Origin of the sequence: Flexivirga meconopsidis, assembly GCF_026162425.1 — a bacterium.
Taxonomy (GTDB): Bacteria; Actinomycetota; Actinomycetes; order Actinomycetales; family Dermatophilaceae; genus Flexivirga; species Flexivirga meconopsidis.
This window is the reverse complement of sequence record NZ_JAOBQJ010000001.1, coordinates 297,243-318,293: the sequence shown is the minus strand read 5'-3', so window position 1 is coordinate 318,293 and position 21,051 is coordinate 297,243. Positions and strand designations below refer to the sequence as shown.

The following is a 21,051-nucleotide window of genomic DNA, read 5'->3' as shown; positions in this document are numbered from 1 at the left end:
AGCGCTGGTTTCGATACGCGCTCCCCCGCTTCGCTCCTCCGCGACACTTGCTGGTCGAGTAGGCCGAGCCCCCACGGGCGAGGCCGTATCGAGACCAGCACGCGGGCGCAGATCAGCGCAGCACCGAGATCGCGATGCTCAGGATGATGCTGTTGTAGAAGAACGCCAGGATCGAATGAGTCAGCACGACATAGCGGGTGTGCCGGTCCTGCACGTTGACGTCCGATGTCGCAAACGACGTGCCGAGCGTGAATGCGAAGTAGGCGAAGTCGGATTCGTCCGGGTCGTCGGTCTCGGGAAGGCCAGGGTGCGCGGCTCCTGCTGCCGCTCGTAGTAGAGCCGGGCGTAGCTGTCGGCATACGCGAACTGCAGCAGCGCCCAACCGGCGAAAACTGCTGGCACTGCGACGATCCGGACGGCCGGCACCAGGTCCGGATCGACACCGCTGAAGAGAATGTCCGGCTTGGTGATCAGCAGACCTCCCGCCATCCCGGTGATGCTGGCGAGGAGCGCGCTGAGGAACGCCACCCGATAGCCGGACACCTGATGGATCCAGCTGGTCTGTCGACCGCGGGCGGCACGTCGGACGGCCAGCCAGCGCGTGGTGATGATCGCCATCGCGAGCACGTCCCACACCAACAGGATGAGCAGGTTGAGCGTCCCGCCGGGGGCAACTGCGAAGGCAACGCCCAGCAGCACCAGCACGATCTCGGCCAACCGCCGACTGCTGCGCCACCAGACATCGCGCGGGTCTCTCATGGCGGTAACCGTAGTGCGGCACGTGACGAGCAGGTGAAATCTCCGGCCACCGCTACCGATGCCAGGTCGGGTGCGCGAGACTCGTGGGGATGGACGAGAAGCAGGCCCCCGGCGCACCGACCGACAGTGTGGACGCACGCACCGACGACGCGGAGCACGCCGAGCACCTCGAGCGGGACCACGGGTTCGACGACGAGCACGACGACTACGACGAGGACGACGGCCCGTCGGAGTCACCGGGCTCGACCGGTTCGACTGGCGCACGGGCCGCGAAATCTCCTCTCGCTCTAGCCAGTTGGGCCGGCGCACAGGAGATCGACCTACCGGATCTGCATGCGGACGTCTGGAAGTCGGGCTACCCCTACGACACCAAGATGACCCGCAAGGAGTACGAGCGGATCAAGCGCAGCCTGCAGATCGAGATGCTCAAGATGCAGGCGTGGGTCAAGGAGACCGGGCAGAAGGTCGTCATCGTCTTCGAGGGCCGTGACGCCGCCGGCAAGGGTGGCGCGATCAAGCGCTTCACCGAGCACCTCAACCCCCGTGGCGCGAGCGTCGTCGCCCTCGAAAAGCCCACGGAACGCGAGCAATCCGAGTGGTATTTCCAGCGGTATGTCGCACACCTGCCCGCCGCCGGCGAGATCGTCTTCTTCGACCGGTCCTGGTACAACCGGGCCGGCGTCGAGCGCGTCATGGGCTACTGCACCAACAGCCAGTATCAGGAATTCATGCGCTCCTGCCCGCAGCTCGAGCAGATGTGGGTCAACTCCGGGGTCACGCTGATCAAATTCTGGTTCTCCGTCGGCCGCAAGGAGCAGATCGCCCGCTTCGAGCGCCGCGCGACCGACCCGGTCAAGCAGTGGAAGCTCAGCCCGACCGACCTCGCCAGCCTGGACAAGTGGGACGCCTACACCCAGGCCAAGGAGGCGATGTTCGCGCACACCGACACCGACTGGGCGCCGTGGACGGTGATCAAGTCCAACGACAAGAAGCGCGGCCGCATCGAAGCAATGCGCTACGTGCTCGACAAGCTGCCCTACCCCGGCAAGGACCGTGCGATCATCGGCTTCCCCGACCCCAAGATCGTCGGCTCCGCCAAGCAGATCCTCGACGAGGGCGAGGATGGATTCCAGGGCGGATACCGCTCGGGACGTTGACTATTCGCGCTCGTGACGGACGTCGAGCACCCGCAGCAACGCGTCCACAGCAGGTATGCCGCGAGCTGCTTGCGTCGACACCACGCTCATCCGCCAATGGAGCTGCGCGGTGAGCGGCCGGATGACCACGCCGGTCCCTGTCAGCCCCTGATCGGGCACGACCGCAACGCCGAGGCCGGCCCCGACATACTCCGGCACGGTGGCGAGGTCGGGCACTTCGACGACCACGCGCCGACGCAGCTTCTGCTCGCGCAGGTAGCGCTCGACGGCCAACCGATTGCCGAAACCCTGCGGCATGTCGACGAACGGCTCCTCGGCGAGATCGGCCAGATCGATCCGGGACCGGCCGGCGAGCCGGTGCCCGCGCGGCAGCACGGCAACCAGCGGACTGTCGTCGATCACTACTGGTGCCAGATCGGTCAGCTCCTCGGGCGCGAGCCCGACCAGCCCGATGTCGAGCCGGCCGGCGCGCAGGTCGCGCACGATGTCGGTCGAGCCACGCGGCCGGTGCACCATCGACAGCTGCACGCCCGGGTGCTCACGATGAAACTCGCCGAGCCGGGCCGGCAGGTCCAGCCACGCCAGGTTGGAGACCGTGCCCATCCGGATCCGGCCGGTCAGCCCGGCCCCAGCCTCGCCGGCGAGCGCACGAATCCGCCGTTCACCCTCCAGCATCTGCTCGGCCATCGGCAGCAGCTCGGCACCCAGCGCGGTGAGTTCGACCCGGCGGGTGGACCGGACGAAGACCGCATAGCGCAGCTCCTTCTCCAAGGCCGCCACGCCGGCGCTGACCGTCGACTGCACCGCGGTGAGACGCTCGGCGGCCCGGGTGAAGCTGCGCTCCTGGGCGACTGCGACGAAGTACTCCAGCTGGCGGGTCTCCATGATCCAAGACTAATCGCTAAAGACGATGGATCTATCCATTATTGTTCGTTGGACACGATCAGCGCGGCAGGCGCACCATGGATGCCATGACGGCTATGACGGGTGCCTCCGCACGCCCTGACCTCACCCCCAGCGCAGGCAGCGCACTCCATCGGCGCGCCTTCTGGCTGCTCGCCGCGGCGTTCGCCGCGACGATGGCGTTCACCACCGTGCCGACGCCGCTCTACTCGCTCTACATGGCCCGCGACCACTTCCCGACCGTGATGATCACGGTGATCTTCGCCGCCTACGGCTTCGGTGTGATGGCCGGGCTCTTCCTCGGCGGCCACGTCTCGGACTACCTCGGCCGCCGGCGCGTGCTGCTCGCCGCTGTCGCACTTGAGCTGGTGTCCTGCCTCATCTTCGTCCTCTTCAAGGACGTCGGCTCGCTGCTGGTCGCCCGTTTCATCTGCGGCGCGGGTATCGGCGCCCTGACGTCGACCGCAACCGCGCACCTGGCCGAGTTGCGTGGTGTGGGTGCGCCGCACGAGGACGGCCGGCTCGCGAGCGCCGTTGCCAGTGCTGTGAATACCGGCGGTCTCGCGCTCGGTCCCTTGGTCGGCGGCATCCTCGCGCAGTGGCTGCCGGACCCGTTGACGCTGCCGTTCATCGCGTTCCTCGTCGTGCTCGGACTCGCCGGGGTGATCGCGCTGCTCGCGCCGGAGACCGTGGACCGTCCTGCGCAGCTCCCGTCATACCGCCCGCAGCGAGTGAGCGTGGAGCCGCACCGCCGGCACGAGTTCATTGCGGCCGGCCTCGCCGCCGGCGGCGCATTCTCGGTGATGGGCTTCTTCACCGCGCTCAGTGGCAGCGTGCTCGGCACCGTCATGCACGAGCACTCGCTGCTGCTCACCGGGCTGGTCGTCTTCGTCGCGCTGGGCGCCTGCTCGGTCGCGCAGGTCGCGCTCTTCGCGGTGCGACCTCGCCCGAAGCTGTGGGCCGGGCTCGTGCTGATCGTGGGCGGGCTGGTGCTGATCGCGGTCGCCACTCTGGTCGCATCACTATGGCTGTTCTTCGTCGCGGGCGGCATCACCGGCGCCGGCATCGGGCTGGTGTTCGCCTCCAGCATTGCGGCTGCCAACCGGATGGCCGACCCGGCGAGCCGTGGCGAGACCGTCGCGGGGATGTTCCTGGCGGCGTACGCCGGGATCACGATCCCGGTCATCCTCTGCGGCGTGCTGCTCACCTGGGTGCCGACCACCACGCTCGTGGTCTGCTTCGCGGGCCTGATCATCGTGGTCGCCGGCGCGTCGACCCTGCGGATGCTGCAGCACACGCACTGACGCCTCAGCGCAGGCGGGTGACCTCGAAGCGACCCTGCGGGTGCGCGATCTCGTCCTGCGAGGCGATCAGCTGGATCTCGCGCGTGCCGGCATTGTGCGTGCGCTCCATGATCGAGTAGACCGAATCCGCAGTGTCGGCAAGCGCATTCGCGGGGTCCGCACGCAACCAGTGCGCGAGGAAGATCGCGGCGGTCGCGTCGCCGGCGCCGGAGACATACATCGGCAGCAGCGGCGTCGTCACCATCCACGCGCCCGCGTCGGTGACCACCGCGAGTTGCACTGAGTCCGCTGGGGTTTGGTCGGTCTGCACCGACGTGATCAGCACCGTGCGCGGCCCACGCTCACGCAACGCGTCAGCCGACTCGAGCAGATCGGCGACCGTGTGCACCTCGCGTCCGGTCAGGAAGTCCAGCTCAAACTGGTTGGGCGTGACGATGTCCGCCGCGGGGATCACCCTGTCCCGCATGAATTCCGGGATGCCCGGCCGCACGAAGAAGCCGCGACCGACGTCGCCCATCACCGGATCCGCGCAGTAGATCGCCTTCGGATTGGCCGCCTTGACCCGTGCCACGGCGTCGAGGATCACCGCACCGACGCGCTCACCGCCCTGATAACCGGACAGCACCGCGTCGCACTCGCCCAGCACGCCCCGCTCCTCGATACCGGTGATGACGTCGGCGATCGTCTCGGGATCGAAGACCGGGCCGCGCCACTCGCCATACCCGGTGTGGTTGGAGAAGTGGACGGTGTAGACCGGCCAGACCTCGTAGCCGAGCCGCTGCAGCGGGAAGACCGCCGAGCTGTTGCCCGCATGCCCGTAGGCCACCGACGACTGGATCGACAGGATGTTCAGCACCCGCGCAGTGTATGGCGGGAGCCGCCCCTTAAATGACCTGCGCGTCGCCGCTCTCGGACGTCAGCGGCTTGCCGGCGGCCGACCACTGCTTCATGCCGCCCTCGACGTTGACCACGTCGAAGCCCTGCTGCGACAGCCAGGCCACGGCGCGACCCGACCGGCCGCCGCCGCGGCAGACCACCGGCAGCGGGTTTGCCTCGTCCGCCTCGGGCAGCTCGCCCAGGCGGGCGGGCAGGTCACCGAGCGGGATGTGGACCGCGGTCGGCGCGTGGCCGGCGTCCCACTCGTCCTGCTCGCGCACGTCCAGCAGGACGGCGTCGTCGGGCAGTTGTTCCGGAGTCGTCGCGTTGCTCATGCCACCATCCTCGCCGAGAGCGAAATCATTTCAGCAGCCGGGACATCCGCCGGTCGGCGAGCGGCTTGCCACCGGTCTGGCAGGTCGCGCAATACTGCATCGAACGGTCCGCGAAGGACACCTCACGGATCACGTCGCCGCACACCGGGCACGCCTCGCCGGTGCGACCGTGCACCCGCATGCCGGCGCGCTTGGCGTCCTTCAAGTCCTTCGCCGGTTTGCCCGACGCGGCCGCGATCGCCTCGGTGAGGATGTCGCGCATGGCGTCATACAGCCGGGTGACCTGCTCCTCGTCCAGCGACCCAGCCACCGCGTATGGCGAGAGTTTCGCCGCGTGCAGCACCTCGTCGGAGTAGGCGTTGCCCACCCCGGCCAACACCGACTGGTCGCGCAGCAGTCCTTTGATCTGGCGCGCGGACTCGTTCCTCGTCCGTGCCCCAGATCCTGCACCTTCTGCCGTCCTCCGGCCGGACGTGATCTGCGTCCGCCGCCCCGCCAGCAACGCCGCGAAGTCGTCGCGGCTGATCTCCAGCGGGTCCGGCCCGAGCGAGGCGATGCCGGGCACCTGCTGCGGGTCGGTCACCAGGTAGACCGCGAGCCGCTTCTGCGTGCCGGCCTCGGTCAGGTCGAAGCCGGAGTCGTCGGCAAACCTGCAGCGCAACGCGATCGGCGACTTGCCCGGTCGCAGCACGGTCTGCGGGAGCTTGTCCGACCAGCGCAGCCAACCGGCGCGGGACAGGTGGAAGACCAGGTGGATGCCGTCGGCGTCGATGTCGACAAACTTCCCGTGCCGGGTCACGTCGGTCACGGTCAGCCCGCCGAGCGCCTGCGGCGCCGGGTCGTAGGTCTTCAGCACCGAGAACGACCCGAGCTCCACGGACGCGACCGGCAGGTCGACGATCCGCGAGCGGAGGAAGTCGACAAGACCCTGCACCTCGGGCAGCTCAGGCATCGGCGCTCCTCACCTCTTCGGGCTCGATAGGGCTGCCGGCCAACACTTTTCGCACCAGCCGGTGCAGCGTGAAGCCGTCCGGACCCTCGCAGACCATCACCTGCACCGGCCGCCCGCGGAACTCGTCACGCGCGAGTGGGTGACCATGCGACAACACCTGCTGGGTCGGGGTCAGCTGACGGATCGCGATGCAGGCGACGTTGTCCGGATGCTCCACCGCGAACTCCTCGTAGATCACCGGGTCGTGCTGGCCGTCGTCGCCGACCAGCAGCCACTGGATGTCCGGGAACTCCTCGGCGAGCCGGCGCAGCGTCGAGCGTTTGTGCTCGCGCCCGCTGCGGAATGCCCGGTCCTGCGTCGGTCCCCAGTCGGTCAGCAGCATGGGTCCGGTCGGGAAGCCGTGCCGCCGGAAGAAGCGGGTCAGGATCGGCTGGGTGTTCCAGGCGCCGGTCGACAGGTAGATGATCGGCGCCCCCGGCTCGCCGGCGAGCAGCGAGCGGAACATCGCCGGCATGCCCGGGACCACCTTGCGCGCGGTCTCCTCCAGCACGAACGTGTTCCACGCGGCGATCATCGGCCGCGGCAGCGCGGTGATCAGGCAGGTGTCGTCGATGTCGCTGATGATCCCGAAGCGAGCGGCCTGCGAGATGATCTGCACCGGCGCCTCGGCCTGTATGTCGCCGACCCCGATCGTCGCGGTGTGCCAGCCCGGTGCGAAGCCGTGGTCGCGCAGCTCGACGTCGAGGTAGCCGCCGCGGTCAGTGGTGACCTGCGCGGTCGCGGCACCACACCTGATTTCGACGTCCACCTCGGCCAGCGGAGCGGAGAAGAAGACCTTGAAACCGCGGCGCGCCTTGGCCTCGTCGGCGGTCGGCGCCGTCGCGGGCTGCCCGTCGCGGGCCAGCACCACCCGAGCCATGATGCGGGCGAAGCCGGCCCCGCCATACCCGGTGAAGGGCATCACCTGCAGTTGCCACCCGCGCTTGCGCAGCCGGCGCGCGACGACCGCGTTGAGCGCATCCTCGGCGCGCGACGCAGGGTGGACCTTCGGCATACGGCCAGACTAGAGGGGCCCACTCACGATTGCGGACGTTCGTTCGCACCGACCACGCGCAGGATGATCTCGGTCGCGCTGCGCAACGCCTCCTGCTCCTCCCGCGAGAGCCGGTCGAACTCCGGCGCGAGCGCCCGAGCGCGCGAGGCACGCAGGCTGGCGAGCATCTCGCGGCCGGCGTCGGTCAGCTCGATGAGCGCCACCCGGGCGTCCTTGGAATCGGTGGATCGGGTTGCCCAGCCTGCGGATTCGACCCGCTGCACCTGGGTGGTCATCGTCGGCTGGCTGCAGTGATCGGCGACTGCGAGCTCACCGATGCGAGCCGGACCGAGCTCGTCGATCAGAGACAGCAGGCGCCCCTGAGCCGGCGGGATGCTCAACTCGGCGTGCCGCGTCGCCCAGCGATTGAGCCGCGCCACGGCGCCCAGCAGCCTCGAGCCGGTTTCGTTGACAGGGGTGTCGTTCATGGGCGAATGTTACATAGTTAGTCTATGTGCTGTCAACTCTGTGCCGTCACTTCTGCGGCTCGCGCAGCTCTCGCTTGAGGATCTTGCCGGTCGCGCCCTTGGGCAACGCCTCGATGAACGTGATGGTGCGCGGGTACTTGTAGGCCGCAACCCGCTCCTTCACCCACTCGGTCAACGTGTCAGCGGCCAGATTCGATCCCGGCGCCCGGACGACGTATGCCGCAACTTCCTCGCCGTAGTGCTCGTGGGGCACACCGAGCACCGCCGCCTCGACGACTTCGGGGTGCTCGTAGAGGACTTCCTCCACCTCACGCGGGTAGACGTTGTAGCCGCCGCGGATGATCATGTCCTTGGCCCGGTCGACGATGAAGTAGTAGCCCTCGTCGTCCTTGGTGGCCAGGTCGCCGGAGAAGAACCAGCCGTCCTTGATCGCCTCGGCGGTGGCCTCCGGCTTGTCCCAGTAGCCCTTCATGATCAGGTCGCCCTTGATCGCGATCTCGCCGACCTCGCCCTCGGGGGTGTCCGAGCCGTCGCGCTCGGCCAGGCGCATCTGGACTCCCCGCAGCGGCAAGCCGATCGAGCCGATCTTGCGCGGGTGATCGGGCAGGTTGAACGACGCGACCGGAGACGTCTCGGACAGGCCGTAGCCCTCGAGGATCTTGGCGCCGAAGCGCTCCTCGAACTGGCGCATGACCTCGCCCGGCAGCGCCGCGCCGCCCGAGCAGCAGGTGCGCAGGGTCGCCAGGTCGATCTCGCCGTCGCCGGCAGCGGTGAGCATCGCGTTGTACATCGTCGGGACGCCCTCGAAGATCGTCGCCTTGTCGCGCTGCATGACCTCCAGCACCTTGGCCGGGTCGAAGCGCGGCACCAGCGTGAGGGTCGCACCACTCAGCACACCTGCGTTGAGACCGCAGGTCAGCCCGAAGACGTGGAAGAGCGGCAGGCAGCCCATGATCACGTCGCCCGGCTCGGTGCCGATCAACTGGTCGACGACCATGTGGCAGTTGTCGTCGAGGTTGTGGTGGGTCAGCTCGGCGCCCTTCGGCCGGCCGGTGGTGCCGGAGGTGTAGAGGATGACCGCGGTGTCGTCGGGCGCCCGGTCGACCGGCTCGGGGATCGGGTCGGCGTCGCCGATGAGTGCCACCGGGTCCGCCGGGTCGACGGCCTCGAAGTCGACTCCTGCCTCCTTGGCACCTGCCTCGCCGTCGCCGGGCATGCCGAACATGATCGACGCACCGGAGTCGGACAGGTAGTACTCGATCTCCCGCGGCTTGAACAGCGGGTTCATCGGTATGACGGTGGCGCCGGCCCAGAGCGCCCCGTAGAAGATCACCGGGAACGTCGGCAGGTTGGGCTGTGACAGCGCGACCCGGTCACCCGGCTTGATCCCGCGCGCGACCAGCTTGCCCGCGAATTTCGCTGCCGCATCGCGCAACTGGGCGTAGGTCAGTTCGAAGTCATCGAGCTTGATCGCGACAACGTCGGGGTGCTTGTCCGCGGTCGCTGCGAGGTTGGCCGCCAGATTCGTCATGGCCGCAACTGTAAGCGGGATCACGGCGCAGCGGGAGGGCCTTGCGCGAAGTCGGTTACGCGCGGGTCAGTGCACCCGGTCGTCCAGCAGGGGGATGCGCTCGACGATCTCGTAGCGCGGCCGGCCTCGTGGGCCCTCGCCCAGGTGAGACTCGATCAACGCGAAATCCGTTGCCTGCCAAGGGCTCCCGTCATACGTGCTGAGGACGTCCAGCCAATCGAGTTGCTGGCCGGCACGTTTCAGCCGGCTGACGGTCAGGTGCGGTCGAAAATCCTTGCCGTCCGGCGGGGCTCCGGAGTGCGCGGCGGCCCTGCGCACATTGGTTGCCAACCGATGCAGCTCGTCCAGATCGGCACTCGAGGCGGCGATGTCCAGCCAGAGCACCTTGGCCTGCACCGGATCCGGGAAAGCCCCGGCTCCGTGCAGCCGCAACGTCACCGGCGATCGCCGACGTCCGGCGGCACGCAGACCGTCGAGGAGCTCGTCGAGCCGGGCGTCGTTGACCCGTGCCAGGAAGGCCAGCGTGATGTGCCACTGCTCGGGATCGATCCATGGGTGCTCGGAGCGCGGCTGCAGAAACTCGGCGAGCTCTTCCTTGACCGGCTCTGGCGGGAGCACCGCCGCAAACATTCGCGTCATACAGCTTTCAATGTATGGCGGAAGACACGCTCCCGCCACCGCGAAGCAGCAGCTCGTCGGCCTGCTCCGCATCGACCCCGGCCAGCAGCATCACGATCGCGACCTTGGTGCGGCCGCCTGCCTCGTCAAGCGTCCGGGCCGCAGTCTCGGCATCGACCTCGGCGGCCGCCGCGACGATCCGGCCGGCCCGGTCGACCAGCTTGGCGTTGGTCGGCCGCATGTCGACCATGAGGTTGCCGTAGGTCTTGCCGATGCGCACCATCGCCGCGGTCGACAGCATGTTGCAGACCATCTTCTGCGCGGTCCCGGCCTTCAGGCGGGTTGAGCCGGTCAGCACCTCGGCGCCGGTCGGCACCTCGATGGCGACGCGGGCCTCCCGGCCGATCGCGGATCCCGGATTGCATGCCACCGCAACAGTGTGCGCACCCAGCTCGCGCGCGCGGCGCAGCCCCGCCACGACGTATGGCGTGCGGCCGCTCGCCGCGAGCCCCACCACGGTGTCCCGGTCCCCGACGTCGAGCCGCTCGAGATCGCGTGCTGCCGCGTCGGTGTCGTCCTCGGCACCCTCAACCGCCTGGATGAAGGCACCGTCGCCGCCGGCGAGCAACGCGGTCACCTGGCCTGGATCGGTGTCGAAGGTCGGCGGGCACTCGACCGCGTCGAGCAGGCCGAGCCGGCCGCTGGTCCCGGCGCCGAGGTAGATCAAGCGGCCTCCTGCTCGCAGCGAATCGGCAATCAGCTCAACCGCCTTCGCGATCTCAGGGAGCATGCTGCGCACGGCGGACGCGACCGTCTGGTCCTCGTCGTTCATCAGCTCCAGCACTTGATGGGTGCTCATCAGGTCCAGCCCGGAGCTGCGCGGATTGCGCGTCTCGGTGTCGAGATCGCCTAGCTTCACGAGCGAGTTTCCTTGGCATTGCGCCCTTTTCGGACGCGCTGCGGCGGTCGTCGTACGCTCACGGCCTGGTGGGTCCGGGCGAGGGCCTCGGTCGCGACGTCCAGCGCAGTGCGAGCGACCCCGACGAAGAGGAAATCGACCATCGCCAGCTGTGCGGTGCGACTGGCCAGCGCCCCCGACCGGAAGGTCGTCTCGCGGGCTGCCGTGGTCAGCACGATGTCCGCGTGCTCCACGATCGGGGAATTCGCGAAGTTGGTCAGTGCGATGGTCGTCGCTCCGGATTCCTTGGCGGCAGCGAGAGTTTCGACCACATCGGTGGTGCTGCCCGAGTGTGAGATGCCGATGGCGACGTCCTTATCCCCGAGCAGCACCGCAGCCGTGATCGCGGCATGGAACTCGGTCCAGGCAAAGGAGATTCGTCCGATCCGGTGCAGTTTGTACTGCAGGTCGTCGGCGACCATGCCGCTCGCGCCGATGCCGAAGACGTCCACCCGCGCCGCACCGGCGACTGCCTCGATCGCGGCGTCCAACGCCGCCAGGTCGAGGTGTTCGGCGGTCTCCTGCAAGGCCCGCACCTCGTGGTGCACGATCGTGGCGACGATGTCCTCGGTCGTGGCCGCCTCGTCGAGGTCGGCGGGCGGTTGGCGCCGTGGCCCTCCGAGGGCCGACTCCCGGGCGGCGGCTCCGGCCAGCGCGAGCCGCAACTGCGGATATCCGCCGAAACCGACACTGTGGCTGAAGCGCGCAACGGTGGCGACGGACGTCGACGCGCTCTCGGCCAGGTCGGTGATCGACAGTTGAGCCGCGGCCGCCGGGTCGCGCAACACCACCTCGGCGACGCGGTGCTCGGCGGGCTGCAACGACGGCAACGCGGCACGCATCCGGACCAGCACGTCGCGTGTCGGATCTGCGGACGGTAGTTCGCGGGATTGGTCATCCATCACTGGCCTCCCTCGGCTGTGCGGGGACAGATGTCGACCGATTCCATGTCAACGGCGTCACTCTAACCATCGTATGAAAAGCAACCAACACTATCGCGGCACGAGCCGGAAACGATTCACATACTCTGTGCGCGTGATTCGGGTTCTCGCCGTCGAGGTCCGGCCGATGGAGACCGTCGGTCGGGCCTTCCAGGTGCCTCGGTCGCGACCCAGTCCGCAGGCGCTGCAACCTGTCCCTGACACGCCCGATCTCGACGGCCGCGGCGCCGCGTCGTATGTCGCTGCATCGCGCGTGGTGTCGGACGCCATGCACAACGACCGGGTCGGCCGAAGCGACGTGCTGGCGGTTGCCGCAGCGCCACCGCTGGAGCCCGCGCAGACCGCCCGCCGCATCCGCGAGGTGACCGGTGACCGTGCCCAGGTGGTCGTTGCCGAGTCGGCCGTCGCCGCCCATGCCGGAGCACTCGCCGGCCGTCCGGGCGCGCTGCTCGTCGCAGGCGCCGGCGCGATCGGGGTCGGGATCGACGCGACCGGCGCACTCAAGCTGCGCGACGGGCGCGGTCCGGAGACCGGCGATCTCGGCAGTGCGCACTGGATGGGCCGGCAAGGCTTGCTGCTTGCCATGACGCACGGCGGCGCACTCGCCGACGCCGCACACGCGCGATTCGGGGAGGCGTGGGAAGGGCTGGCGACCGACGAAGGTCCGCACGTGACGACCCAGCGCGTGGACTTCGCACGCGATATCGCTGCCGCGGCAACGGCGGGCAACCCCGAGGCCTACCACGTGGTCCGGTCGGCGGCCGCGTTGCTGGGCCGCACACTTGCCGACGCGTCGGTGACACTGGACCTGGAGGAGGTGCCGTGCGTGATCCGCGGCCGGCTCACCACCATCGGCCCTGACTTCTTGCGCCAAATCCTTTCCGCCGCAACCTCGCTCGACCCGAGACTGCGACTTGTCGACCCCGCGGGCGACACACTCGCCGGCGCCGCGCGACTCGCGATCGACCCCACGACGCCACACGAAGCTCACGTCGTGCGCCGCCCGGACCGGGTCGCCTCGTGATCGTCGCGGGCTGCATCTCCGGCACCTCGATCGACGGGATCGACGTTGCGGTAGGCGAATTCGGCGGCGCGGCCGATGGCCGGCTGACCTTGCGCGCGCTGGGCGCCCGCACGTTCAGCTGGTCGGCGCAGGTCCGCCGGGACCTGCTCGAACTACTGCCGCCCGCAACCACCACGGTCGAGCAGATATGCAGGCTCGACGTGCTGACCGGCCGGGAGATCGCCGCTGCAGTGTCTCGGGCGATCGACGAATTCGCCGGCGGTGCAGCGGATTTCGTCGTCAGTCACGGGCAGACCGTCTTTCACTGGGTCGCCGACGGCCGATCTCAAGGCGGGCTCCAGCTCGGTCAACCCGCGGCCATCGTCGAGCGCACCGGCCTGCCTGTGGTCAGCGATGTGCGCAGTCGGGACATCGCAGCCGGCGGCCAGGGGGCGCCACTCGCCGGCACCCTCGACGTGTTGCTGCTGCACGGGATGACCCCCGTCATACCTCGGGCGCTGCTCAACCTCGGTGGCATCGCCAACGTGACCCTCAGCGACGGGCCGCTCGCGTTCGACACCGGGCCGGCCAACTGCCTGATCGACGCGACGATCGCGGCAGCCACCGGCGGCAAGCAGTTGTATGACGAGAGCGGCCGCCTGGCCGCATCCGGCAAGGTCGACCGGCGCCTGTTGACGCACCTGCTGTCCGAGCCCTACTACCGACTCCCACCGCCCAAATCGACTGGACGCGAGCTTTTTTCGGGCGACTACGTCCCGAGCGGCACCGGGCTGTCCTTGCCCGACCTGGTCGCAACGCTCACCGAACTCACTGCGATCACCGTCGCCGAAGCGCTCAGACCGCACGGCGTGCGCGAGGTCTACGCGTCCGGCGGTGGAGTGCACAATCCGATCCTGACGGCGCGGCTGCAACACCACCTCGGCACCACCGGGCTGCTGACCAGCGACCGGTTCGGGCTGCCGGTCGATGCCAAGGAGGGTTATCTGATGGGCCTGATCGGATACCTGACCTGGCACGGGATCCCGGGCGTTCTGGCCGGCGCCTCAGGCACGCTCACCGGCGCCGACCACGCGCGGGTGCTCGGCCGGATCAGCCCGGGCGACGCACCGCTTCGTCTGCCCGATCCGGGGGTGCGACCCGTCGCACTGCGCGTTGTCGATTGACCGTCACTGGGCTGTAGCAGGCGCGAATCGTGCTGCGGCACGGGCATATCCGATCGCCAGCAACAACAGACCGACGACGACGGCCGTGCTGGCGCCGAGGGTCATCCCGAAGCCGGCGGCGAGCGCCAGGATCGCCGGGTGCATCGCCCACAGTGCACCCGCACCGCGGCCGGGACCGGTCAACATCAGGCCGCCGGTGAGCGGCTCCTTGTGGGCGTAGAGCAGCCCGCTGCCGGCGAGCGCGGCCGCCACCCCCACGCCGTAGGCCGGCGCGATCGCGCCGACACCGGTCACCAAACCGGCCACGGTCACTGCGCAGCACTGCAGCACGGCCAACGGCGCCAGGTGCAGCACGACCTCCTGCTGCCACGGCAGTCCGAGCAGCGCGGGTTCGCCCACCGAGCCGGCGTGGTGCTGCAGGCCGCGCGTCAAGCCCGTGGCGGCCAGGTGCGCCAGCAGCAGGAGCACCGGCAGGACGAGGGGTGAGTCGGCATTAAGGACGACGCGCGTGCCGAGCACGACGAGTGCCGCCAGCTCCGCGATCAGCCAGGCCGCGACCGACCAGCCGCTGCGCAACAGACCAGTGAGGTCAGCCAGCACGACCGTGACCCACCGCCCAGCTGTCGGGATGCGAGCCGGCTTGCGCCGCAACGCGATCGGGAATGCCTGAGCGCGAGCACGTCGGGTGTCGGCGATCATCAGCGACGACGTGACCGCCTCGGACAGCAGCGACTGTCGCAGGAGCAGCGAGCCGGGCAGTGCCGCAACCAGCGACCCCGCCGGGGCGAGCAGGCTCGGCACGTGGCCGCAGGCTTGGCCGCGCAGCCATGCCTGCACGATGACAGCGCCGCCGACTGCGCCGAGCAGCACGCCGGCCGCGAGCGACCACCCGGGCCCACCGCTCAGCGCGAGCCCGGCGGGCACCGCGACCCCGAGACACACGCAGGTGGTGAGCACGACCAGTTGCGATCCGCGCCAAGCGTCGCGCAGGGTCAGGCGACGCGGCAGGTCGGTTGCGACGACGAACTCGAGGTGGCCGGGCTCGGGCAGCACCGGCCCGCGGGTTCGTCCCACCCGGAAGGCGACCGCCGAGCCGACCAGGATCAGCGCGATGACGATGCCGATCGACGCGAACGGCCGGTCCTCGATCCAGCCGGCGATCGCCGGCCACTGGTCGAAAACGTAGTGCGCCAGCACCGACCCGTAGACGATGCCGAGCAGGCCGGCAAGATAGGCGCCGAAGAGCGGCGCCGACATCGGGCCACCCTCGCCACGGAAGCGCAATTCGTAGGCGTCCGAGAGCCGTTCGCGTTCTTCGGCGGAGCCGACCCGGGACGTCATCAGCGTGCGCCCGGGAAGTGCACGGTCCGGGTTGCGGTCGCCTCCGCGAGCGTCCGGTCGTGACAGGCCCAGACGACCGAACTTCCGGCGGCGACACGCTCCCGGAGCACCTCGCCGAGCATGCTGCGGCGCCCCTCATCAAGACGCTGCTCGGGCTCGTCCAGCACGAGCAGTGCAGACGGCCGCAGCAGCACCATGGACAACTCCACGAGTTGGCGCTGCCCGGAGGAGAGTTCGGCCAGGAAGCGGTTGCCGAAGCGCATGATGTCGAGCCGTTCGAGCACGGCCGCAATGCGCTCGCCGGCACCATCCCGGTCGCCGCCCCAGGTCTGATCGATCAGGATCAGATGGTCGGCCACCGTCAGGTCCCGATAGCCGGCGACCGGGCCGATGAGCGGCGCGATGACACGTCGGGTGCCCGCGTCGCGCTCGTCGATCGGCTGCCCGTCGAGGGTGATCGTGCCGCCGGTGGGTTTCAGGTTGCCGGTCAGCACCCGCAGGAAGGTCGTCTTGCCGCTGCCGTTCTCGCCGGTGATCACGACGTTCTCCGCCGGCGCGACGGTCAGCGACGTGGGCGGCAGCATGGTGACCTCGCCGCGCCGGCAGGTCACATCGTCGGCCGAGACCTGTTGAAAGGCAGGGGCTTTCACGACAACCAGCCGACATGATCGTGCAACAGTGCATAGCCCACGAATGCGACGATATCCAGCAACGCATGCGTGATGATCAGCGGGAGCACCCGGCGGGTGCGCAGGTAGACCGTCCCGAGGATCAGACCCATCACGATGTTGCCGACGAATCCGCCGAACCCCTGGTAGAGGTGATAACTGCCCCGGATCACCGCGGACACCACGATGATCAGCGGCAACTTCCAGCGCGCCTGAGTCCAGCGAGTGAAGAGGTAGCCGACCATCACGACTTCCTCGACGATCGCGTTCTGGCACGCCGAGAGGATGAGCACCGGTGCAGTCCACCAGTATTCACCGAGGTCGGTCGCGACGACTGTGGTGTTGAACCCCAGATCGCGAGCCACGACATACAACACCAGGCCCGGTATGCCGATGAGCGCCGCCAAACCGGCGCCGAGCAGCAGATCGCGCCCCGGCATACGGCCGTCGATGCCGAGATAGCGCGCCGGAGAAGGGATTTGGAGCCCGAGCAGGTAGAGCGCCAACAACGCCGGCACGACACCGAGACCGATGTCGACCACCTGATACGCCAGGTCCAGCCAGGCGTTGGTGGACTGAGTGGTGTTGAGGGTCGACGTCTGCTGATTGAGCGCGGTCGTCGACTCAAGGCGCTTGATGATCGACAGGATCGAGTAAATCGCCGATGCACCGAGGCTGAGCAGCAGCACCAGCACCGTTTCGGTGTTGAGGGTGCGCGGTGTCAGCTTGCTCGGCGGCACGTCGAGCGGGCCGCGCCACAAGCTGCGCAACGAAGCGATCACCGCCGACACCGGGCCATTGAAACACTGCTACCTACGAGCGGACGTCAGTCGCCGCGGTATGGCGAGGCTCCCGGCCCGAAGTGCGCTCGGCAACACGGAGCCCGCACCCCCGGGGCCGGGGATGCGGGCTCCTTGCGATGAGCGACGAGTTCGCGCGGGATCAGCGCTTGCGGTGATCCCAGTGCTTGAACCCGGCCTTCTTGGCGGCGTCCTCGTCGACGAACCAGACCTCGGCAACCGTCGCCTGATAGCTCGGGCTGTCGCTGGTGTGGAAGAGCATCGAGTCGGCGTTGCCCTTGATCTTGTACTTGTCCGACGGGGCGCTGCCGTCCTCGCGGGGAGAGGCTGCACCGTCGCCGAACTGTTCCTGGATCGGGTCGGGCGTGCTGTCAGCCGCAGCCGACGTCGTCCCGCCCTGACCGGCGACCGATTTCGCGTCCGCCGAGCCCGCCGAGGCGGCGCCGGTCAGACCCGCGGCACCCGTCGCGCCAGCACCCGCCGCGCCGGCACCCGCCGCGCCGGCAGCCGCGGCACCGGTCGCACCTGCCGTGCCGGTCGACGTCCCGCTCGACGCCTTGTCGCTCGGCGGCGTCTTGTCGAACTCGTCACCGGACTTGGACGGTCGGCGGTTGTGATCCCACCGCTTGAATCCGGCTGCGGTCGCTGCCTTCTCGTCGGTGAACCACACCTCGGCACGGGTCGCCTTGTAGTAGGGCGAGTCCTCGGTGTGGAACAGCATCGAGTCGGCATTGCCCTTGACGGTGTAGCTGCCCGAAGGCGCTTCACCGCCGTCCTTCGGGGATGCCGCACCGAGGCCGTACCGCTGCGCCATCGGGTCCGAGACCGACGAGGAGGTACCCGTCGCGCCGGAGTCCTTGCCCGACGCTGCCGCCGCACCGGCACCGGCCACGCCCGCCGCACCGGCACCGGCCGCGCCGGCGAGCGGAGCAGCCGACCCGGTCGTCGAGCTCCCGGACGTCTGCGTCCCAGCAGCAGGCGCCCCAGCAGTCGGCGAGCCGGCAGTCGGAGCACCGGTCGCACCGGACGCCGTCGAATCGACACCGCCCTTGTCGGCAGTGGCGCCACCAGCAGCCGACCCGGCGGCCTTCTGCTTGTGGTTCCAGGCCTTGAAGCCGGCCGCCTCCGCGGCGGAGACGTCCACGAACCAGACCTCGGCCCGCGTCTGCTTGTACGACGGCGAGGTCTGGTCGTGGTAGAGCCCCGAGTCCTGGTTGCCCTTCACCGTGTATGACGAGTCCGGCGCGGCACCGTCCGCCTTCGGCGACGCAGCACCCTTGCCGTACTTGGCGGTCAGCGGGTCGCCGCCGGCGGCCGCGGACCCGGCGCCTGCACCGCCTGCGGTGTCCGCAGCGCCAGTCGTGCCGGCGCCAGTCGTGCTGCTGGAGGGTGCCGAACCGGTCGCGCTGGACGAGCCGGCCACCGGAGCAGCGGCCCCGGCGGCACCCGACGCACCGGTCGCGGAGTCACCGGCCGTCGCCGCATCCGTCGTGCCGGCACCGCTGCCGGACGCCTTGCCCGCGACGAACGCCGCGCCGCCCGCAGCCGCGGCACCACCTGCCGCGCCGGCCGCCGCAGCACCCGTCGAGCCGCCCGCGCTGCCCGGCGTGCTGCCGGACCCCGCGGTGGTCGAACCGGCGCCGGTAGCCGAGCCAGCCGCACCCGAACCAGCACCAGCGCCAGCACCAGCACCAGCGTCGGTGGACGTGCCCGGGGCCTCCGAGGTGCCGGTCGTGCCGGTGGCTGCCGAGGCACCGGCGCCCGAAGGAGCGGCCGAACCGCTGCCACCGGCCGCACCGCCCGACGCACCGCCGCCACGCTTGCTGCGGTCCCAGTGAGCGAAGCCGGCCGCGGTGGCCGATGCCTCGTCCTTGAACCAAACCTCCGGCTTGGTCGCGTCGTAGCGCGGGCTGTCCGGGGTGTGGAAGAGCATCGAGTCGGCGTTGCCCTTGATCGAGTAACCGGCCGGCGCACTGCCGTCGGCGGTCGGCGACGCGGCGCCCGCACCGAAGCGCGAGGTCATCGGATCGGTGCCGTCCGTCGCGGAGCCGGCCTTGGCGCCGTCCTTCTGATCGGCCGACTTCTTGCCGACTGCGTATCCGGCGACCGCACCGGCCCCCGCGGCTGCGCCACCGGCAGCCACGGTGCCCGCGGCGCCGGTGCCCTGGTCGGCACCGGCCGGCGCGCCGGTCGTGCCAGCAGTGCCGGTGCTGCCAGTCGTGCCAGCAGTGCCGGTGGTGCCGGTGCTGCCAGTCGTGCCGGTCGTGGTCGAGCTGCCCGTCGTACCGCCCACGGCAGGGATCGCCGTGGTCGGCGCGTCATGCAGGTCACCCGAGGCACCGGTCTTCGGGTCTGCCGCCTTCGCGGTGCCCGCTGTGCCGGTCGTCGTGCCGGCGCCCGGGCCACCGACCTTGCCGACGTCGGACTTCTCGACGTCGGTCTTGGGGTTCTGCTTGTCCTCGTGGCGGTGCGCCGCAGCAGCACCCGCGACACCAGCCGCACCCGCGGCGGCGCCGGCGAGGCCGACCTTTTCGCCGGTGCTCAGCCCGTCGTCGTCCTTGCGGGCCAACGCCGGATCCGGCTTCTTGGCTCCGGCGCCAGACGCGCTCGCCTCGGGCGCCTTGTCGGCAGCCCGGTCAGCGGGCCCGTCCGCACTGCCCGCGACCGGCGTGGTCGTCTGCGGCTGCGCCGGCTTGGTGGTGTCGGTGACCTTCGCGTCCGCGTCACGCTTGCGCAGATCGGGCTCGGCGTCGTCGTCCTTCTTCCGCTTGCCGGCAACCGCCGCCGCACCAGCGCCCACGGCAGCGGTGCCGGCCGCGGCGGCGCCGGCGGCCTTCCCGCTCACGCCCGGACGACCGGCATCGGCCTTCGGCTTGTCGACATCCGCCTGGGGCTTGTCCGCATCGACGCGGCGGCCCTCGACATCGGCCTTGTCCCGATCGTTGTCACGGTCCTTGTTGCGCTTGCCGGCGAGCGACGCCGCACCGGCGCCGACGGCAGCGGCGCCACCGGCGGCGGCTGCACCCGCAGCGGCGGTCTTGCCGCGCAGGCCACCGCTCGCACCGCGGCGCTCACGCACCTCGACCTCACGGCTGACCTTGCGGACCACCAGGAACCAGGTGATCAGGAAACCGAGGATGAGCGAGATCAGAATCCACAGCCACTCTTGTTTGAACAGCCAACCCATTAGGACCGACCTCCTTCGAGAACGTCCTTGAACGCGTCACGTTCGTTCGGGAACAACAGGTACGCAAGCAGCAACGCAATCACTGCCCCGACCACGAATGCCACCAGCAACCAGATCCAGGTCTGGAAGAAAAGCCAACCCATTTCAGCCTCCCACCACGGTGATTTCGACGCGACGGTTCTGGGCGCGCCCTTCCTCGGTCTTGTTGTCGCCGACCGGGTTGGCCGATCCGTAGCCCTTCGCGCTGAGGTTTGCCTTGTTGTCGCCCTTGCCGACCAGGTAGTCGACGACCGACTGGGCGCGGCCCTGCGACAGCGTCTTGTTGAACGACGCGTCACCGGTGTTGTCGGTGTAGCCGCCGACCTGGAACTTGGTGGTCGGGCAGCCCTTGATCAGGTTCGCGACCTTGTCCAGTGTCGGGTCGGTGGCCGACTGCAACTTGGTGGAGGCCGTCGCGAACTTCGGCTCGTTGCCCTTCAGCAGGGCGGTCAACTTCTCGCCCAAGGTCGCGCAGTCGTCGGCCGACGAGGACGGACTGGGTGACGGGCTCGACTCGGTGGGGCTCGGCTCGGTGCTCGACGGGGCCGGCGCCGGAGCAGCGGCCGTGCCGCCGCCCTTCACGTCGGCGACGCGCACCCCGTCCACGTTCTTCGCCAGGCTCTTGGCCTTCGCCGCGTCGGCGCCGTCCGGCAGCGTGATCGTGCCGTCCCGGCCGTCGAACTTCACGCCCGCGTCGGACACTCCACCCGCCTTCAGCGCCTCGGTGGTGCGACCTTTCAAGTCTTTCTCGATCGACCCGTGACGCACCAGCCCGGTAATGAGGGCGAGCACTGCGGGTACCAAAATGAGGCCGAGCAACCACGGCAACCAGGCGGGCTTTCGCACCCGCTTACTGATCGTCTCGCGACGGACGACTTGGCCGTCTCCGTCACGACTTTGTGAGGTGTTGCCATCAGCGGGGTCCATGCGGATCTCCTGTCCAGGCGAAGGTACAAGCCCAGCGGAAACTAGCC

Annotated in this window: 20 protein-coding genes and 1 pseudogene; 4 read left to right on the top strand and 17 right to left on the bottom strand. The window is 69.4% G+C overall.

Going from position 1 to position 21,051, the window contains the following annotated elements; genetic code table 11:
• Positions 1-112: 112 nt before the first annotated feature.
• A pseudogene (locus N2M23_RS01560) lies at positions 113-618 on the bottom strand (DUF1345 domain-containing protein).
• A gap of 230 nt (positions 619-848) precedes the next feature.
• Here N2M23_RS01560 and ppk2 point away from each other — a divergent pair.
• A complete protein-coding gene (gene ppk2, locus N2M23_RS01555; RefSeq protein WP_341870573.1) occupies positions 849-1,916 on the top strand; it encodes a polyphosphate kinase 2 in 1,068 nt (355 codons plus the stop codon).
• Here the strand turns inward: ppk2 and N2M23_RS01550 are convergent, their stop codons facing one another.
• Positions 1,917-2,801: a LysR family transcriptional regulator gene (locus N2M23_RS01550; RefSeq protein WP_265442779.1), complete on the bottom strand. Its 885-nt coding sequence runs from the start codon at positions 2,799-2,801 to the stop codon at positions 1,917-1,919.
• Between the two features lie 86 nt (positions 2,802-2,887).
• Between N2M23_RS01550 and N2M23_RS01545 the strand changes: the two genes are divergently transcribed.
• Positions 2,888-4,123: an MFS transporter gene (locus tag N2M23_RS01545; RefSeq protein ID WP_265442777.1), complete on the top strand. Its 1,236-nt coding sequence runs from the start codon at positions 2,888-2,890 to the stop codon at positions 4,121-4,123.
• Positions 4,124-4,127: 4 nt separating this feature from the next.
• On the opposite strand, the gene pdxY is transcribed toward N2M23_RS01545, so the two are convergent.
• The 9 genes from pdxY to N2M23_RS01500 all read right to left on the bottom strand — a co-directional run bounded on the left by pdxY (position 4,128) and on the right by N2M23_RS01500 (position 11,816).
• Positions 4,128-4,976: a pyridoxal kinase PdxY gene (pdxY, locus tag N2M23_RS01540; protein WP_265443860.1), complete on the bottom strand. Its 849-nt coding sequence runs from the start codon at positions 4,974-4,976 to the stop codon at positions 4,128-4,130.
• Between the two features lie 31 nt (positions 4,977-5,007).
• Positions 5,008-5,334, bottom strand: a complete 327-nt coding sequence (locus N2M23_RS01535) for a rhodanese-like domain-containing protein (protein ID WP_265442776.1) — start codon at positions 5,332-5,334, stop codon at positions 5,008-5,010.
• 25 nt (positions 5,335-5,359) lie between these two features.
• Entirely contained in the window at positions 5,360-6,286 is a 927-nt protein-coding gene (locus tag N2M23_RS01530) for an Fpg/Nei family DNA glycosylase (RefSeq protein ID WP_265442774.1), read from the bottom strand.
• Positions 6,279-7,340, bottom strand: a complete 1,062-nt coding sequence (locus N2M23_RS01525) for an App1 family protein (RefSeq protein WP_265442773.1) — start codon at positions 7,338-7,340, stop codon at positions 6,279-6,281. The genes N2M23_RS01530 and N2M23_RS01525 overlap by 8 nt, the downstream gene beginning before the upstream one ends.
• A 23-nt stretch (positions 7,341-7,363) precedes the next feature.
• Positions 7,364-7,807, bottom strand: a complete 444-nt coding sequence (locus N2M23_RS01520; RefSeq protein ID WP_265442772.1) for a MarR family winged helix-turn-helix transcriptional regulator — start codon at positions 7,805-7,807, stop codon at positions 7,364-7,366.
• 46 nt (positions 7,808-7,853) lie between these two features.
• Entirely contained in the window at positions 7,854-9,338 is a 1,485-nt protein-coding gene (locus tag N2M23_RS01515; protein WP_265442770.1) for a long-chain-fatty-acid--CoA ligase, read from the bottom strand.
• Positions 9,339-9,404: 66 nt separating this feature from the next.
• Positions 9,405-9,977: an RNA 2',3'-cyclic phosphodiesterase gene (gene thpR / locus N2M23_RS01510; RefSeq protein WP_265442769.1), complete on the bottom strand. Its 573-nt coding sequence runs from the start codon at positions 9,975-9,977 to the stop codon at positions 9,405-9,407.
• 7 nt (positions 9,978-9,984) lie between these two features.
• Entirely contained in the window at positions 9,985-10,875 is an 891-nt protein-coding gene (gene murQ / locus N2M23_RS01505) for an N-acetylmuramic acid 6-phosphate etherase (protein WP_265442768.1), read from the bottom strand.
• The gene (locus N2M23_RS01500; protein ID WP_265442767.1) at positions 10,872-11,816 is read right to left on the bottom strand and encodes a MurR/RpiR family transcriptional regulator; all 945 of its coding nucleotides are present in this window, start codon (positions 11,814-11,816) and stop codon (positions 10,872-10,874) included. Before N2M23_RS01500 ends, murQ begins: the two co-directional genes overlap by 4 nt.
• Before the next feature lie 133 nt (positions 11,817-11,949).
• On the opposite strand from N2M23_RS01500, the gene N2M23_RS01495 reads away from it, so the two are divergent.
• Entirely contained in the window at positions 11,950-12,879 is a 930-nt protein-coding gene (locus N2M23_RS01495) for a hypothetical protein (protein ID WP_265442766.1), read from the top strand.
• Complete coding sequence (locus N2M23_RS01490; RefSeq protein ID WP_265442764.1) at positions 12,876-14,042, top strand: anhydro-N-acetylmuramic acid kinase; 1,167 nt, start codon at positions 12,876-12,878, stop codon at positions 14,040-14,042. The genes N2M23_RS01495 and N2M23_RS01490 overlap by 4 nt, the downstream gene beginning before the upstream one ends.
• A 3-nt stretch (positions 14,043-14,045) precedes the next feature.
• On the opposite strand, the gene N2M23_RS01485 is transcribed toward N2M23_RS01490, so the two are convergent.
• From N2M23_RS01485 to N2M23_RS01460, 6 genes are all read right to left on the bottom strand, one after another.
• Positions 14,046-15,383: a hypothetical protein gene (locus tag N2M23_RS01485; protein WP_265442763.1), complete on the bottom strand. Its 1,338-nt coding sequence runs from the start codon at positions 15,381-15,383 to the stop codon at positions 14,046-14,048.
• The gene (locus N2M23_RS01480; protein ID WP_265442761.1) at positions 15,383-16,033 is read right to left on the bottom strand and encodes an ABC transporter ATP-binding protein; all 651 of its coding nucleotides are present in this window, start codon (positions 16,031-16,033) and stop codon (positions 15,383-15,385) included. The genes N2M23_RS01485 and N2M23_RS01480 overlap by 1 nt, the downstream gene beginning before the upstream one ends.
• A complete protein-coding gene (locus N2M23_RS01475) occupies positions 16,030-16,842 on the bottom strand; it encodes a CPBP family intramembrane glutamic endopeptidase (RefSeq protein WP_341870572.1) in 813 nt (270 codons plus the stop codon). The genes N2M23_RS01480 and N2M23_RS01475 overlap by 4 nt, the downstream gene beginning before the upstream one ends.
• A gap of 151 nt (positions 16,843-16,993) precedes the next feature.
• Complete coding sequence (locus N2M23_RS01470; RefSeq protein ID WP_265442759.1) at positions 16,994-20,038, bottom strand: sunset domain-containing protein; 3,045 nt, start codon at positions 20,036-20,038, stop codon at positions 16,994-16,996.
• On the bottom strand, positions 20,038-20,181 hold the full coding sequence (locus N2M23_RS01465) for a Z-ring associated ZapG family protein (RefSeq protein WP_265442757.1): 144 nt from the start codon (positions 20,179-20,181) through the stop codon (positions 20,038-20,040). Before N2M23_RS01465 ends, N2M23_RS01470 begins: the two co-directional genes overlap by 1 nt.
• 1 nt (position 20,182) lies before the next feature.
• Positions 20,183-21,004 carry an OmpA family protein gene (locus N2M23_RS01460; RefSeq protein WP_265442756.1) on the bottom strand — a complete coding sequence of 274 codons (822 nt, stop codon included), beginning with the start codon at positions 21,002-21,004 and terminating at the stop codon, positions 20,183-20,185.
• Between the last annotated feature and the right edge of the window lie 47 nt (positions 21,005-21,051).

What these genes read in the sequence shown, in the direction of transcription:
- ppk2 (WP_341870573.1), top strand. Translation starts at nt 849, where the DNA reads ATGGACGAGAAGCAGGCCCCCGGCGCACCGACCGACAGTGTGGACGCA.
- N2M23_RS01550 (WP_265442779.1), bottom strand. Translation starts at nt 2,801, where the DNA reads ATGGAGACCCGCCAGCTGGAGTACTTCGTCGCAGTCGCCCAGGAGCGC.
- N2M23_RS01545 (WP_265442777.1), top strand. Translation starts at nt 2,888, where the DNA reads ATGACGGCTATGACGGGTGCCTCCGCACGCCCTGACCTCACCCCCAGC.
- N2M23_RS01535 (WP_265442776.1), bottom strand. Translation starts at nt 5,334, where the DNA reads ATGAGCAACGCGACGACTCCGGAACAACTGCCCGACGACGCCGTCCTG.
- N2M23_RS01530 (WP_265442774.1), bottom strand. Translation starts at nt 6,286, where the DNA reads ATGCCTGAGCTGCCCGAGGTGCAGGGTCTTGTCGACTTCCTCCGCTCG.
- N2M23_RS01525 (WP_265442773.1), bottom strand. Translation starts at nt 7,340, where the DNA reads ATGCCGAAGGTCCACCCTGCGTCGCGCGCCGAGGATGCGCTCAACGCG.
- N2M23_RS01520 (WP_265442772.1), bottom strand. Translation starts at nt 7,807, where the DNA reads ATGAACGACACCCCTGTCAACGAAACCGGCTCGAGGCTGCTGGGCGCC.
- N2M23_RS01515 (WP_265442770.1), bottom strand. Translation starts at nt 9,338, where the DNA reads ATGACGAATCTGGCGGCCAACCTCGCAGCGACCGCGGACAAGCACCCC.
- thpR (WP_265442769.1), bottom strand. Translation starts at nt 9,977, where the DNA reads ATGACGCGAATGTTTGCGGCGGTGCTCCCGCCAGAGCCGGTCAAGGAA.
- N2M23_RS01500 (WP_265442767.1), bottom strand. Translation starts at nt 11,816, where the DNA reads ATGGATGACCAATCCCGCGAACTACCGTCCGCAGATCCGACACGCGAC.
- N2M23_RS01485 (WP_265442763.1), bottom strand. Translation starts at nt 15,383, where the DNA reads ATGACGTCCCGGGTCGGCTCCGCCGAAGAACGCGAACGGCTCTCGGAC.
- N2M23_RS01470 (WP_265442759.1), bottom strand. Translation starts at nt 20,038, where the DNA reads ATGGGTTGGCTGTTCAAACAAGAGTGGCTGTGGATTCTGATCTCGCTC.
- N2M23_RS01465 (WP_265442757.1), bottom strand. Translation starts at nt 20,181, where the DNA reads ATGGGTTGGCTTTTCTTCCAGACCTGGATCTGGTTGCTGGTGGCATTC.
- N2M23_RS01460 (WP_265442756.1), bottom strand. Translation starts at nt 21,004, where the DNA reads ATGGACCCCGCTGATGGCAACACCTCACAAAGTCGTGACGGAGACGGC.